The organism is Acinetobacter sp. CAU_H_56 (assembly GCF_058599425.1).
Genome location: NZ_CM178654.1, coordinates 1100608 through 1115311 on the forward strand (window position 1 = coordinate 1100608; position 14704 = coordinate 1115311).

The window sequence follows — 14704 nt, forward strand, 5'->3', positions numbered from 1 at the left end:
GAGGCCTTCTAACTGTATTCAGTGTTTATTTCTGGATTGGATAGAGTTTGGCACTTGGTGCACTTTCTGCAAAGATGCCAAAGAAGCTGGATAACCAGCTCAGAAATTTCTGGAAGAAACTGGCTTCTTCAAGTTCCACCATATCTTCAATCTGGATGGTACGAATAAGCTGATTATTCTGATAGACATGAATCGTCGCTAATGGCATCACTTTGGCCATAGGTGCAATTAACTCAGAAGCAGTCATTTCTACATTGATATGAGTTTGGGTTTCATGGAGCGGTTCAATGCTTTGCATTACACCATCACCTGTATTCAACATTACCCGTTGATGGTTTTGATCGAACTGGTTCAGATCAATGGCATAATTCTGATCATATAAAGATGTCGTAATAATCTGCGGCTGCTTGGTCTCTACCTTAAACATTTTCAAAGTCGATTTGATCACCGGTAATTCAGCGAGTAGCTGTTTGTCTTTAATGGCGACTTCATTACGGGTATAGGTATACGCCAGATTCATCAACTTATGCGACACTTCAGCGCGTTTGGCAGCACTTTTGGTACCTAAAACAACCACGATCAAACGACGGTGGGGCAGTTCCATATCATAAGTTGGACGATTGGCGGTGAGCGCCAGGTTATAGCCGGCTGCACGAGTAAAGCCAGTTTTTAAACCATCGACGCTTGAGTCCACTTGCAACACACGGTTAGTGGCACGGTGGAAATGGTTGTTATAGGTAAAACTTGGCTGTTTGGAATAATATAGATAGTCCGGAGTTTGATTGACTACAGCTGCCGACAAACGCGCCAGATCCGCTGCAGTAGAATAGTGCTCAGGCATGGTAATACCGGCCGGATTCTGGAAATGGGTATGAACCATACCTAAAGCTTTTGCTTCCCGATTCATTCGCTTGACAAAGCTTGGAATATCACCTGAAATTTTTTCTGCCAATGTCACAGCAGCATCATTCGCCGACATGATAATCAGGCCAGCTAGAAGCTGATCAATCGAAATCTGCTCACCTTCTTTCAGATACATTTGTGACTCATCCCACATCACTGTTTTCACAATCGGTGTTGCAGTTAATACTTCACTTTTATCTAATTTACCCGCCTGAATTTCCTTTAGTGCAATATAAGCCACCATCATTTTGGTGAGGGAAGCTGGTGCACGTTGAACGTCGGCATTGTGTTCGGCAATGACTTGGCCTGACTGTGAGTCAAGAATGGTCCAGGCTTCTGCTTCAACGCTTTCAGGCACAATATTTAGAAGGGCAGCATATGAAATTGCAGGCACAAACAGGCTGAGAACTGCAAGCAGTGAGATGATGTATTTCAAAGGTGTTCCTTAATAACCAACCGGTCGATGAACGATTTAATTTTCACGCATGCTATGCCTTTTTTTTAAGGATAGCTAGTCAGAAATGTAGACAAATGCGACAGCTAAGCAATACTGGCCTAAAAAATGCTAAGCTAAGCTATAACTCATTTATTTGTATTTTATATCGCCCATTATGTTGCATTATCAAATCGAATTTGACGATTATCGTCAGCATCTTATTCACGTAACTCTTCGCTTTTTAGCAGACCCAACACAAGTCCTTTCTTTACCGACCTGGATTCCGGGCAGTTACCTGATTCGCGAGTTCTCAAAGCATATTGAAGCAGTCAAGGCTTATGATGAGGATGGACGCCAGCTACAAATCCAGAAGTTTGAAAAGAATAAATGGCGTTTATTCAATACGGATCATGAACTGATTACGGTGGAATACGATGTCTACGCGTATGACCTGTCTGTTCGTGGTGCATATGTGGATCAAAACCGTCTCTATGTGAACCCGGCTTGTGCATGTTTGGGGTTGGAAGGTCAGGAACATAAAGAAATTGAAGTTGAAGTATTCCTGCCGGATGAGCTGAAACATTTCCAGCTTGCGACGGGTATGCAGGCCAAAAGTCTGGTCAAAGGTCGTTATACCTTAAAAGCTAAAAACTATGCTGAACTGATTGATGCGCCGTTTGAACTGGCAGAGCAGACCCGATTCAGTTTTGAAGCCAATGGCATTCCGCATGAGTTTGTGGTGTCAGGCAAACATGCGATGAATGAACAGCGTATGAAGCAGGACATTGAGAAAATCTGTGCGACAGAAATTTCCATGTTCGGTTCTGCGCCGTTTAATGATTATACCTTTATGACCATGGCAACCGGTAACAGCTATGGCGGTCTGGAGCATCCGAACTCAACCAGTCTGATTACACCGCGTGATGACTTTCCTAAAGCAGATGAGCCTGAAGAACCATCGAAAGATTATCAGCGTTTCCTTGGCCTATGTAGTCATGAGTATTTCCATTCATGGTTAGTGAAATTCATTCGTCCTGAAAACTTCGTGAATTATGACTTGAACAAAGAAGGCTATACTTCTTTGCTTTGGATCTTTGAAGGGTTTACGTCGTATTATGATGACCTGATTCTGCTACGTAGTGGTGTGATTAATCAGGAATCTTATATTGCATTGCTCAAAGCGCAGATTGATCGCTATTTGCAAAATCCGGGACGTTTTATTCAATCGGTATCTGAGTCTAGCTTTGATGCCTGGGTAAAATTCTATCGTCAAGATGAAAACTCAAACAATGCCGGTACCAGTTACTATAATAAAGGCTGTTTAGTTGCACTTTGTCTGGATCTAGGTCTACGTCTGCGTGGCTCAAGTCTGGACGCTTTGATGCGTAAACTATATGAAAATACGCAAAATGGCATTCAGGTCAATGAACGCACTATTTTCGAATTGTGTCAGGAATTGACTGGTGATAACTGGTTAGAACAGATTAATCACCTGATCAATACTACTGATGAATTGCCATTAGATCAGTTATTACCTGAATTTGGCGTGAGCTATACGCTGAAAAATGACAAGTCATTACCATTTGGTTTGAAACTTGTAGATAAGCCTGAAGGTCTCTTTATTCAGTCTGCTCGTCGTGATGGGGCAGGATCGAAAGCAGGCCTGTCAGCGAATGATGTCATTGTGGCGATTGATGGTCTGAAAGCGACAACAAAACTTGCTGAGAAATATGCTAAACAGGAAGGTACTTATACTGTCCACGCATTCCGTCGTGATGAGCTGATGACTTTTGACGTTCAAAATGGTGGTTCTGAACTGACTGAAGTTGAGTTGAAAGTTGAAGATCAAGCCAAAGCCGAGAAGTGGTTAAAAGCTTAATCAGAATGTTGCTATTAAAAAAAACCGCTGTTAAGACAGCGGTTTTTTATTGGGTTTTCTAGATGATTTATTTAATGATCAGTCGTGAAGTTCCACGGAATTCAGCCACGATTTGCTCTTTCTGATTCAGGATCTGAATATCGTAAATCCCACTGCGACCGCTACTGGCTTTATGTTCAGCTATGGCGGTAAGGGTATCACCGAGCAGTGCCGGTTTCAGATAATGAATACCACAATGTTGGCCGACTGCTGGATGTTCGCTGGTATTGCAGGCAATGGCAAATGCAGCATCAGCCAATGCAAATATCACAGCGCCGTTACAGGTCTGATGTCCCTGTAAATGTTGTTCAGTCACTTTAAGTTCAATCTTCGCATGATTGTGGTTATAGGAAATTAGATGCGCACCGAGATACTGAATTAATCGGTCCTGATTAAACATCTGGTTCACTTGCTGATCCATTGCAAAACTCCTTTTTTGGATACACTTTATTTTAAAAATATTAATTATATGAATCATAAATAGCATTCAAGGAGATAAATAACAAGCGAAAGCCAGATGAATGATAAAATACAGCTGTTTTAAGCATCAAAATAAAGCGCCATGAAAATGACGCTTTTAGAGATTAAGAATTAGTTACCACGATAGGTTGAATAACCATAAGAGCTCAGTAATAACGGAATATGATAGTGCTCTAGAGTACCGTCAATCGTAAATACCACAGGCACTTCAGGGAAGAAGGTGCGTTGATTATTGGCCTTAAACCAGTCACCGGTTTTAAAAGTCACTTTATAGATGCCTTTCTGTAAAGCTGTATCTTTAGGATAAAACTCTTTGATACGGCCATTGGCATCTGTTTTTAACTCATTCAGTTTTACCCACTTGTCACCTTGCTGAGCTTCCAAAATCACTGCGACATTGGCGGAAGGCAGACCAGTTTCCTGATTCAGCACATGCACACTTAAAGGATTCTGTGCAAAAGAAAAGCTTGCTGTCGTTGCTAGAAGAGTACCAAAAATAATTTTTTTCATTTGTCTGTTCCTACTCTAGAGATGGATAAAATTAAAGTTGTTTTAAAGTATGTTGAATGCCTTGTACGGCACACTGATGATCCTGTTCAGAGCCACCAGAGCCTGCAACGCCAACAGCGCCAATGAGCTGGTTTTTATAAACCACAGGCACCCCGCCGCCGAGCAATAACAATTCATCCAAGGTATTTAAATTCTGTGCATCTGGGTTCTTTTGTGCATGACGCATAAAATCCAATGTACTTGTCTTAGTCGAGTATGCAGTAAAGGCTTTACGCTGTGATGCAGTTAAATTGTGAATTCCGACAGATTCATGCCGTTGGCTGGCCAGAACATTGCCGCCTTGATCCAGTACTGTGACTGCAGCGGGTTTGCTGGCTTTCTGACAAGCCTGCATGACGTTCTCAGCAAGTTGGTTTGCTGTGTTCAAGTCCATAATATAGGAAGTTTTTAATTCAGCATGGCTTAAGCTTACCATCGCCAAGCTCGCTAGATATAACAATATTTTTCTCTGATTCAATCTGCTTCTCATGATACTGTTCAGTCATATAGAAATTGAGAAGATCATAATCAAAGAATGGAAGCCCATGGATGACAATTAGATTACCAATTTGTAATCTTTGCGCTGTATGAAATTGATTAAACTCAGCCCATGCATATTTTAATTGTAGAAGATGAAACCAAAATTGCCGGCTTCTTGGCCACAGGCTTAAATGAATCCGGCTACCAAACTACACAGGTGGGTAATGGCCTGCATGCCTTATCGGTGCTGGAACAGCAACCGATTGATCTGGTATTGCTGGATGTGATGCTGCCCGACCTGGACGGCTGGCAAGTCCTCAAAACCTTGCGTACTTTCTCTAAAGTTCCCGTACTCATGCTGACTGCCAAAGATCATGTGCTTGACCGGGTCAAAGGATTGGAACTAGGTGCAGATGACTATTTAACCAAGCCTTTCTCTTATATCGAACTTTTGGCCCGAATCAAAAGTTTGCTGCGCCGTGTACCTCGAACTGAACATGAGGTGTATCGGGTGGCCAATTTAGAGCTGAATCGTTTAACCTGGGAAGTATTTCGAGACCAGCAAAAAATAGAGCTTACCCAAAAAGAGTTTGCGCTTTTACAGTTGCTGATGGAACACCAGTCTGAAGTTTTAACCCGTACCCAAATTGCTTCACTGGTCTGGAATATTAATTTTAATACTGACACCAATGTCGTTGATGTTGCTGTACGCCGATTACGTTCTAAAATTGATGACCATTTCAGTCCAAAACTTATTCATACGGTACGTGGTATGGGCTATAAACTGGATGCGCAAGCATGAAAATGCATTTGGGTACACGACTCGGCATCGCCTTTGGCCTCATTTCCTGTATCGTTTTTTTAAGCATCGGCGGGTTGTCCTATCATAATATGCAGCAGATGGTGCTACAACAGCAGGATGAAGCTTTGGCCTTGCGGATTTCCAGAATAGAAATATTTCTGGCTGATCAGCAAAGCTTTCAGGTACTGATCGAACATCCGGAGCTTTATGAGAATATGCTTGGACAGGAAGATAATTTACTGATCCTTAAAAACGCGCAGAATACATTAATTGATATTAATCCTTTAAATATTACTATTCCTCTATTGGATTATCATACCAAGCTGAATTATCAAAATAATAAGCTTGAACAACCCACGACCCGTTTAGCATTTAAGCAAGTGAAGTTTAATGGACAGACTTATCAACTGATTGCCGGTAAGCAACTCATAGCAGGGCAACAGGTTTTAAAGCATTACTTGATAAAATTAGTGATATACACTCTGCTTGGTATTATTTTATCCACCTTGTTAGCCTGGCTGATGGGACACTATCTATTGCGATCCATGCGTCAGTTAATTTACGCGACTCAGCAGATCAGTGTGCAACAGTTGGATCAGCGTATCAAGTTGCCAGCCCGGACTATTGAGGTGCAGCAATTAACAGAGGCCGTGAATGCCATGCTGAACCGAATCCAGCAAGGCTATGAACAGCTGGCCCGATTTTCTGAAGATATTTCTCATGAATTACGAACGCCCCTAAATAACTTGATGGGGCAAACCCAGATTGCCTTGTCGAAGTCACGCAGTCGCGATGAATTAGAAAATCTGCTGTATTCTCATTTGGAAGAATATGAACGTCTGACCCAGATGATTGAAAACATGCTGTTTATTGCTCGGGTGGAACATGGTCAATATCAGATAGAAAAACAGACACTAGAATTGAGCCAGATCATAGGGGATTTGCTGGCATATTTTGAGTTCTTGGCAGAAGAAAAAAATATATCTATTTATACGGATATTCCGGCTCAACTGAATATATCTGCGCATCCGGAACATCTGCAACGTGCGCTTGCCAATATACTCAGCAACGCAGTGCAGTATGGAAAGGAAAATGGTGAGATCAGAATCACGGCGATGACTACAGAAAATAGCTGCCGGATTGATGTACTGACAGCAGGTGTACATATTGGCGAACAGCATTTAGTCCATCTGTTTGAACGATTTTATCAAGTTGATAGCAGCCGGCATCAAAAAGCCCAAACGGGTGGTTTGGGCTTGGCGATTGTGCAGTCGATTATGCAGTTGCATCAGGGGGAAGTTCAGGTGAATAACCATCCTCAAGGTGTGGTTTTTAGTTTGATCTTCCCGATCTAAGCAGTGGCTTAACGTGTACGACGGCCACGACTCTTGGTATTTGGACGGGTGGTACCATTGGTCTTGCGACGTGGTTTCTCACCTTCTTCCATTTGCCAGATACGCGGTGTACCGGTTTTTTTCTTGGTGCCGTCTTTCGTTACTTTCTTGTTAATCGGTTTACCACCGGTGCCACCCGGTTTTTTCACATAAGAGCGCGAGCGGTAAGGTTCTTGAGCAGGCACATCTTTAAAGTCTGGATAAAGTAGGGGTTCAATTTCTTTAGTTTCACCGGGCTGTAAGCCTAATTGAACCAGATCAATCGAACCGATTTTAGTGCGGATCAAGCGTAAGGTAGGAAAGCCGACTGCTGCAGTCATACGACGTACCTGACGGTTACGGCCTTCACAGATTGAAATTTCGACCCATGAAGTTGGAACAGAAGCACGGAAACGTACAGGAGGATTGCGTTCCCATAACCATTCCGGTTCAGTGACTTTAATTGCTTTGGCTGGCAGCGTAATACCGTCATTCAGTTCAACACCCTTACGAAGCTGTTCTAGAGCTTCGTCGGTTATATCGCCATCGACCTGAACCAGATAAGTTTTGAATTTTTTGCTGGCTGGATTGGTAATATATTGGTTTAAACCACCATGATCGGTCAGGAACATCAAACCTTCAGAATCCATGTCCAGACGACCGGCAATACGCAGATCCGGATCGTCTACGAAATCAGCCATAGTCTGATGTTTTTCATCTGGACGAAATTGGGAGAGGACGTCATAAGGCTTGTTAAGAATGACAATTTTCACTTTAACCTACTAAAATATATAAAATAATTCTGGTGTGGCAGTCATGTTGCCCATTGTGATACTCCTTTACTTATAAGTAGGAGATAAGGGAAAACATAAAAGAGTCCACTAAGTGGAAGCTATCATAGCAGATTCTGATTTATCTTCCTTGAATTTATGTTTTGCATCAAATTTGATTGCGACCATGCCGCTTTAAAATGATGTACTTTTTATATTCAAATATGATCTTCCGTTTAAGAGTGTTAATCATCAATGATCCTTATTTTCTACTGCACTCGTCGAGCCGGTTAAGGGAAAATAAGGTAATTCAAGGCAAAGCAAAAAATTGATAATGATTTTTATAGACCTGAAATAGTTTTGACGAATTTACATACCATACAAAAAGCTTTCCAAACTGGCTTAGACCACTACAAAGCAAGCTGATATTTTAATTTCACAGTTTCTAATATTTTTAATTTTGAGGTGAACAATGAAATTGTTGACTTTAATTAGTATGGGTATTGCAGCGAGTTATTGTTATAAAACCGTCAAACATAACAAGCAAAATCTTTCAAATCTAAGTTTTGATGAAGTAATAAATCAACACATTTTACGAGATTTTATAGCCTGAGCATTATTCATATTTACCGTTAGCTTAAGCTAATTATAAATAGAGAATCTCAACATATCCTGTTGGGATTTTTTATTTTTATCATTTAAATATTTTTAGATAAGATGAGTAAGAAAATTTATATCAAAATGAAAGTTACATGATTAATCTATTAAATAGTCAATTAATACAACTCTATAAAGCAATGTAAACGAAAAATTCAAATCTTCTGCTAAATTAAAAATAAACCAAATGTGTGGAGGTTTGTATGAGAAATATACCAGAAGGAACCCAGGTTATTCATCATATATCAGCTCAGGACTGTGCATTCTATAAGGAAGAAAATGGAATTCTGAAAGTCTGGAATAGTGGCACTTGGGTGAATGCAATTGTACCAAATCTGGAAAAGATGATGGAGCTTGATTTCGAGTTAGAAGTACTCAAATCTATGTAGTAATTCAAAACTTAAAGATTCTTTTATAAGAATCTTTAAGTTTATAAATTGATATTTTTAAAAATAATAAAAAATGATCTTTATAGAGAAAAATAATTTCATTGAGAGTAAATTAGCAGTTATTGATTATTTAAAAATATAGTTCTGATGTCTAGTATTAATTTGATAGAAAATAAGGAAAATAAATTATGAAGTAGTAAAATTAAAACCTATGAAATAACTTAAAAAGATATTAAGTTCAAAAGCTTAAATTTTAGAATGGCAATATATTACATAGAAAAATTTTTTATAAACAAAGATTATTTTATGGTTTTAAAGAAATAATCTATTAATTTTTTCAAATGAAATTCTATAAATTTATGAAAATTAAATAGATATTGGTTGACAATAAATGTTTAATTTATAGTCTTGATCTCTTATGTTTTGTTTTACTTTAGTTTAATTATTCAAGATTATGTAATATTTTGTTATTTAGTTTTATGCTTAGATGGTGTATAAATAATATACAGCTCTCCATGAGGGTAAAACACATGACTAAAGCAGAATTAGCTGTCTCCGCATTGGTCGTATTCCTTATTACCTTGATGGTTTATGGAGTAGGACAATCATTAAGTTATTAAAATAACTTTTCCTAATGGTTCCCCGTATGTAAATAAAGCCCTTCGTGGGCTTTATTTTGTTTTTAGTCTGAGTCTGAATCACTCTTCTGATTTTCAGAATATTCTAGTGCAGCTTTTTGTGCTTCTGCGGCGGCTTTAGCTTCCAAAGGAATAGCATCTGCTGCAATAGTAGAAGTACCATAAAAACCCATCATGATGAGTATTAGAACTTTCGAAAACTGTTTCATATAAAATCCTCTAATTTTCTAAAACTTGATTTCAGTGTAGGGTATAAAACTCTGTGGGCATGTATGAGCGGTATCTGCTTATGTAAGATATTCGGGCTTAGCGTGAAAACCCTTTCACCTTATGTAAGAACAATTATCTTATGAATTATTTTGTAGAATTAATTAAAGAAATGTTTTAGAAATTGAAAATATTAAATTTTCTTAAATTTATAACTAGAATGATATAAATTTAATAAACTTAAAATTTAATTCCTTTAAAGAAAATATAATCATTTATTGAATAAAATAATATGGATTAAAAAATAATTAAAATAAGAACAATAGAAAATATTATAGAGCTAAGAATATTTGAACCTTAGCAGATTCTATGGAAGTAGCACCACAATCGGAAATTAATAAATTGTTAAACCTGAAGATAGTGACAAGATGACTTTGAATACAGATTTAATATTCAATTTACCTTATCATGCAGTTATTCCTTTATAGCGAAAACTGTGGTCTACATTTTTGTAGCCTCTCATGCTAAATATACTATTACTGTGTTGGTCTGAGTCTGAACTGGAAACTTTGTGAACGTTGATAAATCAATGCTGAATTTGGCTCATCACATTGGACCCGCATTTATTGTTAGATTTTTTGAAAGGTTTCATTCAGAAAACCAGATCTATACTCAGAGTTAAAACAGGTATCAACATGCAACGCTATGTAAGCGATGTAAATACCTTGAATAAAGATCTAATCAGAATTGAATCACTTAATAAAGATGCTTTTACATTGACGTATTTAGATACAGCTCAGTGATTGGCTTATTTTATATAAAGGTTAGAGTGATTAATGCAACTTCCAGTGATAGAGACAGTTCTTCAAAGGAGTTTATGCTATGGCTAAATCAAGAGCAAAACACAAGCAAGTCCAGCAAAAGGATAAAAAGGACAGTGCTCAAAATGAAGAGCAACAACAGCAACAGCAGCAACCCTCTAAACCATCCCGTGCGAAAAAGCGTAAATAAAATTTAGACTTGATTTAACAAAACCCTCAGCTGAGGGTTTTGTTATTTTTAAGACTGTTTCTGAAAAATAATCTGGAAAAAACATCACCAAAAATAACAGGATTTTGACTTTAAATTTCTGTGTATTCCTTAAGATAAAACGAACCCCTCATTAAACGGCTATGTGAGCTATTGTGAAAATTCCCAGAATCCTGCTTTTAATATTTTCCTTAAATATATTACTCACTGCCTGTCAGCCACCGCCCTCAGGTGAGCCAGCGGGCTGGAAAAGTCCGTACCTCTATTGGCAATTAAAAAAAGCTGAGCTGATTAGACCAGTAGAAATTCCTGTACAAGGAGTAACAGCTCGCCAGATTCAGGATACCTGGGGTGGAGCAAGGAGTGAAGGTCGCAAACATGAGGGGACTGATATTTTTGCTAAACGGGGAACACCGGTAGTCAGTGCGACCCAAGGGATCGTCCGCAAGATTGGAACCAATAATTTGGGCGGTAAAGTTATCTGGATTACTGGCCCGAATTTAAGCCAACATTATTATGCTCATCTAGATGATTATGCTGAACATATTCAGGAAGGAGACTGGGTAGAAGCAGGTGAAATCATTGCCTATGTCGGCAATACCGGTAATGCAAAAAATACACCACCACATTTGCATTATGGGATTTATCTCAGTGGGGAAGGTGCAACCAATCCTTATCCTTATTTAAAGGTAGAAGAATTGGAATAAGCGCAAGTGAATGTAAAAAAAATGTAAAAGATCGCCATCTAAAGAGTGAAAAGCATAAAATAGCGTATCTCCCGCTTTTCGTGTTTTTATGAGTTTTGCTTATCGACCAGATATCGATGGCCTGAGAGCTATTGCAGTATCATTGGTCATTTTCAATCATCTCGGCTGGTCATTATTTTCTGGCGGCTATATTGGTGTTGATATTTTCTTTGTCATTTCCGGTTATCTCATCACGACCATTCTGACGCGCGATATTGAGTTGCAGCAATTTTCAATTGCCCGGTTTTATAAGAAACGGGTGATCCGTCTGGCACCTGCATATTTTACTGTACTGGCAATTGTCAGTCTAATTACCTGGCAGGTGATGTTGCCGGGTGAACTGATAGAATATTTCAAAAGTGTCATGTATGCGACTGTGCTTATTGCCAATCTGTATATGCGGAATGAGGTAGGAGATTATTTCAGTCCGAATGTAGAAAATGTGCCTTTATTACATTTATGGTCATTGGGCGTAGAAGAGCAGTTTTATATTTTCTGGCCACTCTTACTATGGTTATTCTTGAGTAAAACCTCGCGTAAATATCTTTGGTTTGTCATTAGTGTATTCATTGTCACTTTAGTTATATACGCCCAACAACAACTGACTCATAATCCGGCCAAAGCTTATTATAGTATGCCGGTACGGGCGTTTGAGTTGTTGATTGGCGCATTGATTAGCTGCTTGCCAAAACCAAATGTGCCAAAAAAACTATTACAGGGATTGGTCTGGGCGGGAGTGGGTGTTCTATTTGCAACTGCAATTTATTTTGATCAGCAAACCCCATTTCCGGGACTGATGGCATTGATCCCATGTCTTGCAACGGCACTCATTATTTATCTGGGGCAATCCATATCTTCAAGTAATTTATTGCTGAGTAATCGTCTTAGTACATGGATTGGCAAAATTTCATATCCTCTGTATCTATGGCACTGGCCAATCATCGTATTCTTTGGCATTTATATGCTGCCCTTGAATCTGGAAAATCAGATTATTATTGTTTTTCTGTCACTTATATGTGCATTTCTGACTTATAAACTGGCTGAAACACCACTGAAACGCTTTGTGATGGCTGCAAATTATAAAGTGATTATTCTTGGGTTTCTGTTGCCTGCAGCCAGTTTTATTGCGATCGCCCAAACCATCAAAACACATGAAGGTTTCCCGGAGCGTTTTCCAAAATCGGTCCATGACAAACAGGAAGCATTACATACGTATGCACATGTGATTCGTAGTAACTGCATGGATACTGCGGATCCAAATGTTTTGCCCAGTGCTCAAGATTGTATCTTAGGACAATCTAAAGAAGATATTGATTTCCTGTTGATTGGCGATTCCCATGCCAATGCCTATACAGCAATGCTGGATGAATGGGCAAAGGACGCCAATTTACGCGGTTATGACGTTACACAAAGTTCTACCTTTTATCTGCCAGGTGTGCAGCGATTTGAATTAAAGCTGAATCAATGGAAAGAATTGACCAAATTCCAAAAACGTAATGATGCTATTACTGCGCATCTGGCAGAAACCCGTTATCCAATGATTATACTGGCAGGCTCTTATGCACCGTATTTTAGTGACGAGTTAAAAATTAAAGATGGGATCCATGATTCAGATGAAGAGATATTTAAAGCAGGCTTGATGAAGGCCTTAGAAATTGCCCATCAATCTAGTGATCAGGTGGTTCTAATTAATGATGTACCACGCCTTGATTGGGAGAATATTCCTTCTGATTGTAATATTCGTAATGAGATTCTTCATCGGAACGCTTCATGTACAGTTTCCCGAAGAAGTTATGAAGCACATTTAAAGCAATTCAATCAGATTTTGGCAGAAGCAAAACTGAAATATCCGCAATTGAAAATTATTGATCCAACCAAAGTCATCTGTGATCAGCAGGCATGTAAAACGATGCTGAATGATGTACCTTTGTATCGTTTTAAGGATGATAATCATCTTAATGATCAGGGTTCACGGCAATTGGGTGTTGAATATCTAAAACAGTTTGGTAACCCGCTTAAAGATTTGAAGAAAGATTAAATGGAATAAAACCACGTTTAATGATGTGGTTTTATCAATTGGGATTTGGGTCATTGTCTGACTTTAATTTTTATTTAATTCTTCTCTTCTTGAACAGAAACCGGTTGCGGTTGCTCATCTGTCTTATATTTGGAAGAACGTGTATTCCAGACCAATTGCAAAGTTCCGGCTAATAAAACTAAAGCTGCCAGCATAAACTGTTGATGGTAGTTTAATCCAAGATATTGCAGGGCACTAAAACTCAATCCTCCAATCAGCTGAACAGAGGCAAAACATAGAGTCGCAATGCTCCAAAGCTTTTTATAGGCCAGTCCATACAGTTGTAAAATGGTATAAGAGGTAAGGAAAACCACAGCGGGATTCAACATTCCAGTAAAAAAAGAAGAACTAAAAGTCAGGAATGGATTAGCATTTAGAGTCGCGATAAAAATTGCCAGAATATATACACTATAAAGAATTTTCAAGGTAGTAAAATTGCCAAATTTTCTTGCCAGAATATAGGCAGAGAAAGCTCCTAAGGCACTGCCTAAGCCATATAGAATCCAGTTAAAGTTAATCCAAAATAAGCTTAATCCTAGTTCATGGCTGAGATAGTCAATCCAGAACAGGGAATGCGGAATATAGGCAAATGCACTACAAGCATAAACCACCAGTAAACTATAAAAAACTGTATTTAAAGGGACTTGAGAAGGGTGAGAAACAGATTGTTTAGCTAGATAGGGTTTAAATTGTTGTATCAGTAGGCTTAAGCAGATACAAATCATAAGGGCAAACCCACATAAGATCAGCCAGGCCGTACGTATGGAAATCTGGTCAAGATAAGGCAGAAACAGGGTAGCCAGTAAAACCCCTAATCCAATCCCGCTAAAACCAATAAAATTGATTTTAAAACGGTCTTTTAAATTACAGCACTGAGCCACGACACTTGGTGACAAAATCATGAGTAGGCCACCACTAATACCGGAAATTACTCGCCAGCTGATATACCAGATTTCAGAAAATCCTGAAAAGGCACAACAGAATAAGCTAACCATTCCAGCTATTGCAGCAAGCTGGATAAAGGTACTCATGCTTCGATCTTGGGGCAAGCGCATCGCTGAAAAAGCACCAATTAAATAACCCAGCAGATTGGCACTACCCAAAAGACTGGCAAAACTCGCGCTCCAGACAAAGGCTTCACGTGTACCAGGTAACAGGGCAGTATAGGAAAAACGCAGAATGCCGATGCCTAAGCACATGCTCAGGCAGAGAAAAAGACTAAGCTTGACCGTATTTGAGGACATCCATGT

At 39.0% G+C, this 14704-nt stretch carries 15 protein-coding genes; 8 read left to right on the top strand and 7 right to left on the bottom strand.

The genetic code is table 11. The features are described from left to right. Positions 1-25 precede the first annotated feature (25 nt). Complete coding sequence (locus tag AC4MCC_RS05405) at positions 26-1339, bottom strand: D-alanyl-D-alanine carboxypeptidase PBP6B (RefSeq protein ID WP_491885769.1); 1314 nt, start codon at positions 1337-1339, stop codon at positions 26-28. A gap of 175 nt (positions 1340-1514) precedes the next feature. Between AC4MCC_RS05405 and AC4MCC_RS05410 the strand changes: the two genes are divergently transcribed. Then, positions 1515-3218 carry a M61 family metallopeptidase gene (locus AC4MCC_RS05410; protein WP_491885770.1) on the top strand — a complete coding sequence of 568 codons (1704 nt, stop codon included), beginning with the start codon at positions 1515-1517 and terminating at the stop codon, positions 3216-3218. Positions 3219-3285: 67 nt separating this feature from the next. On the opposite strand, the gene paaI is transcribed toward AC4MCC_RS05410, so the two are convergent. The 3 genes from paaI to AC4MCC_RS05425 form a co-directional block, all read right to left on the bottom strand. Continuing rightward, the gene (gene paaI, locus AC4MCC_RS05415) at positions 3286-3678 is read right to left on the bottom strand and encodes a hydroxyphenylacetyl-CoA thioesterase PaaI (RefSeq protein WP_491885771.1); all 393 of its coding nucleotides are present in this window, start codon (positions 3676-3678) and stop codon (positions 3286-3288) included. Between the two features lie 170 nt (positions 3679-3848). Then, positions 3849-4247 (bottom strand): hydroxyisourate hydrolase, encoded by a 399-nt coding sequence (gene uraH / locus AC4MCC_RS05420; protein ID WP_491885772.1) that lies wholly within the window; start codon positions 4245-4247, stop codon positions 3849-3851. A gap of 31 nt (positions 4248-4278) precedes the next feature. Continuing rightward, positions 4279-4722, bottom strand: a complete 444-nt coding sequence (locus AC4MCC_RS05425) for a GlcG/HbpS family heme-binding protein (RefSeq protein ID WP_491885773.1) — start codon at positions 4720-4722, stop codon at positions 4279-4281. Positions 4723-4896: 174 nt separating this feature from the next. Here AC4MCC_RS05425 and AC4MCC_RS05430 point away from each other — a divergent pair, with 174 nt between their 5' ends. Both AC4MCC_RS05430 and AC4MCC_RS05435 read left to right on the top strand, forming a co-directional pair. Next, the gene (locus tag AC4MCC_RS05430; protein WP_491885774.1) at positions 4897-5568 is read left to right on the top strand and encodes a heavy metal response regulator transcription factor; all 672 of its coding nucleotides are present in this window, start codon (positions 4897-4899) and stop codon (positions 5566-5568) included. After that, positions 5565-6923, top strand: a complete 1359-nt coding sequence (locus AC4MCC_RS05435) for a heavy metal sensor histidine kinase (RefSeq protein WP_491885775.1) — start codon at positions 5565-5567, stop codon at positions 6921-6923. Before AC4MCC_RS05430 ends, AC4MCC_RS05435 begins: the two co-directional genes overlap by 4 nt. An 8-nt stretch (positions 6924-6931) precedes the next feature. Here the strand turns inward: AC4MCC_RS05435 and AC4MCC_RS05440 are convergent, their stop codons facing one another. Beyond that, positions 6932-7714, bottom strand: a complete 783-nt coding sequence (locus AC4MCC_RS05440) for an rRNA large subunit pseudouridine synthase E (protein WP_419374634.1) — start codon at positions 7712-7714, stop codon at positions 6932-6934. A 469-nt stretch (positions 7715-8183) separates the two neighbouring features. On the opposite strand from AC4MCC_RS05440, the gene AC4MCC_RS05445 reads away from it, so the two are divergent. Next, on the top strand, positions 8184-8324 hold the full coding sequence (locus AC4MCC_RS05445) for a hypothetical protein (protein WP_373686382.1): 141 nt from the start codon (positions 8184-8186) through the stop codon (positions 8322-8324). Positions 8325-8571: 247 nt separating this feature from the next. Further along, the gene (locus AC4MCC_RS05450) at positions 8572-8757 is read left to right on the top strand and encodes a hypothetical protein (protein ID WP_004784145.1); all 186 of its coding nucleotides are present in this window, start codon (positions 8572-8574) and stop codon (positions 8755-8757) included. Between the two features lie 682 nt (positions 8758-9439). Here the strand turns inward: AC4MCC_RS05450 and AC4MCC_RS05455 are convergent. Next, entirely contained in the window at positions 9440-9604 is a 165-nt protein-coding gene (locus AC4MCC_RS05455) for a hypothetical protein (RefSeq protein ID WP_491876705.1), read from the bottom strand. Positions 9605-10484: 880 nt separating this feature from the next. On the opposite strand from AC4MCC_RS05455, the gene AC4MCC_RS05460 reads away from it, so the two are divergent. The 3 genes from AC4MCC_RS05460 (at position 10485) to AC4MCC_RS05470 (ending at position 13415) form a co-directional block, all read left to right on the top strand. Further along, positions 10485-10613 (top strand): hypothetical protein, encoded by a 129-nt coding sequence (locus AC4MCC_RS05460; RefSeq protein ID WP_004784138.1) that lies wholly within the window; start codon positions 10485-10487, stop codon positions 10611-10613. 173 nt (positions 10614-10786) lie between these two features. Next, positions 10787-11338, top strand: coding sequence for a M23 family metallopeptidase (locus AC4MCC_RS05465; protein WP_419365523.1), 552 nt, complete (start codon positions 10787-10789; stop codon positions 11336-11338). A gap of 88 nt (positions 11339-11426) precedes the next feature. Further along, positions 11427-13415, top strand: a complete 1989-nt coding sequence (locus AC4MCC_RS05470) for an acyltransferase family protein (RefSeq protein WP_419374632.1) — start codon at positions 11427-11429, stop codon at positions 13413-13415. A 74-nt stretch (positions 13416-13489) separates the two neighbouring features. On the opposite strand, the gene AC4MCC_RS05475 is transcribed toward AC4MCC_RS05470, so the two are convergent. Beyond that, on the bottom strand, positions 13490-14698 hold the full coding sequence (locus AC4MCC_RS05475; protein ID WP_491885776.1) for a YbfB/YjiJ family MFS transporter: 1209 nt from the start codon (positions 14696-14698) through the stop codon (positions 13490-13492). Positions 14699-14704: the final 6 nt, after the last annotated feature.

Coding starts and splice junctions, on each gene's coding strand:
- AC4MCC_RS05410 (WP_491885770.1), top strand. CDS start 1,515: ATGTTGCATTATCAAATCGAATTTGACGATTATCGTCAGCATCTTATT.
- AC4MCC_RS05450 (WP_004784145.1), top strand. CDS start 8,572: ATGAGAAATATACCAGAAGGAACCCAGGTTATTCATCATATATCAGCT.
- AC4MCC_RS05445 (WP_373686382.1), top strand. CDS start 8,184: ATGAAATTGTTGACTTTAATTAGTATGGGTATTGCAGCGAGTTATTGT.
- AC4MCC_RS05430 (WP_491885774.1), top strand. CDS start 4,897: ATGCATATTTTAATTGTAGAAGATGAAACCAAAATTGCCGGCTTCTTG.
- AC4MCC_RS05475 (WP_491885776.1), bottom strand. CDS start 14,698: ATGTCCTCAAATACGGTCAAGCTTAGTCTTTTTCTCTGCCTGAGCATG.
- AC4MCC_RS05460 (WP_004784138.1), top strand. CDS start 10,485: ATGGCTAAATCAAGAGCAAAACACAAGCAAGTCCAGCAAAAGGATAAA.
- AC4MCC_RS05455 (WP_491876705.1), bottom strand. CDS start 9,604: ATGAAACAGTTTTCGAAAGTTCTAATACTCATCATGATGGGTTTTTAT.
- AC4MCC_RS05435 (WP_491885775.1), top strand. CDS start 5,565: ATGAAAATGCATTTGGGTACACGACTCGGCATCGCCTTTGGCCTCATT.
- paaI (WP_491885771.1), bottom strand. CDS start 3,678: ATGGATCAGCAAGTGAACCAGATGTTTAATCAGGACCGATTAATTCAG.
- AC4MCC_RS05425 (WP_491885773.1), bottom strand. CDS start 4,722: ATGGTAAGCTTAAGCCATGCTGAATTAAAAACTTCCTATATTATGGAC.
- uraH (WP_491885772.1), bottom strand. CDS start 4,247: ATGAAAAAAATTATTTTTGGTACTCTTCTAGCAACGACAGCAAGCTTT.
- AC4MCC_RS05470 (WP_419374632.1), top strand. CDS start 11,427: ATGAGTTTTGCTTATCGACCAGATATCGATGGCCTGAGAGCTATTGCA.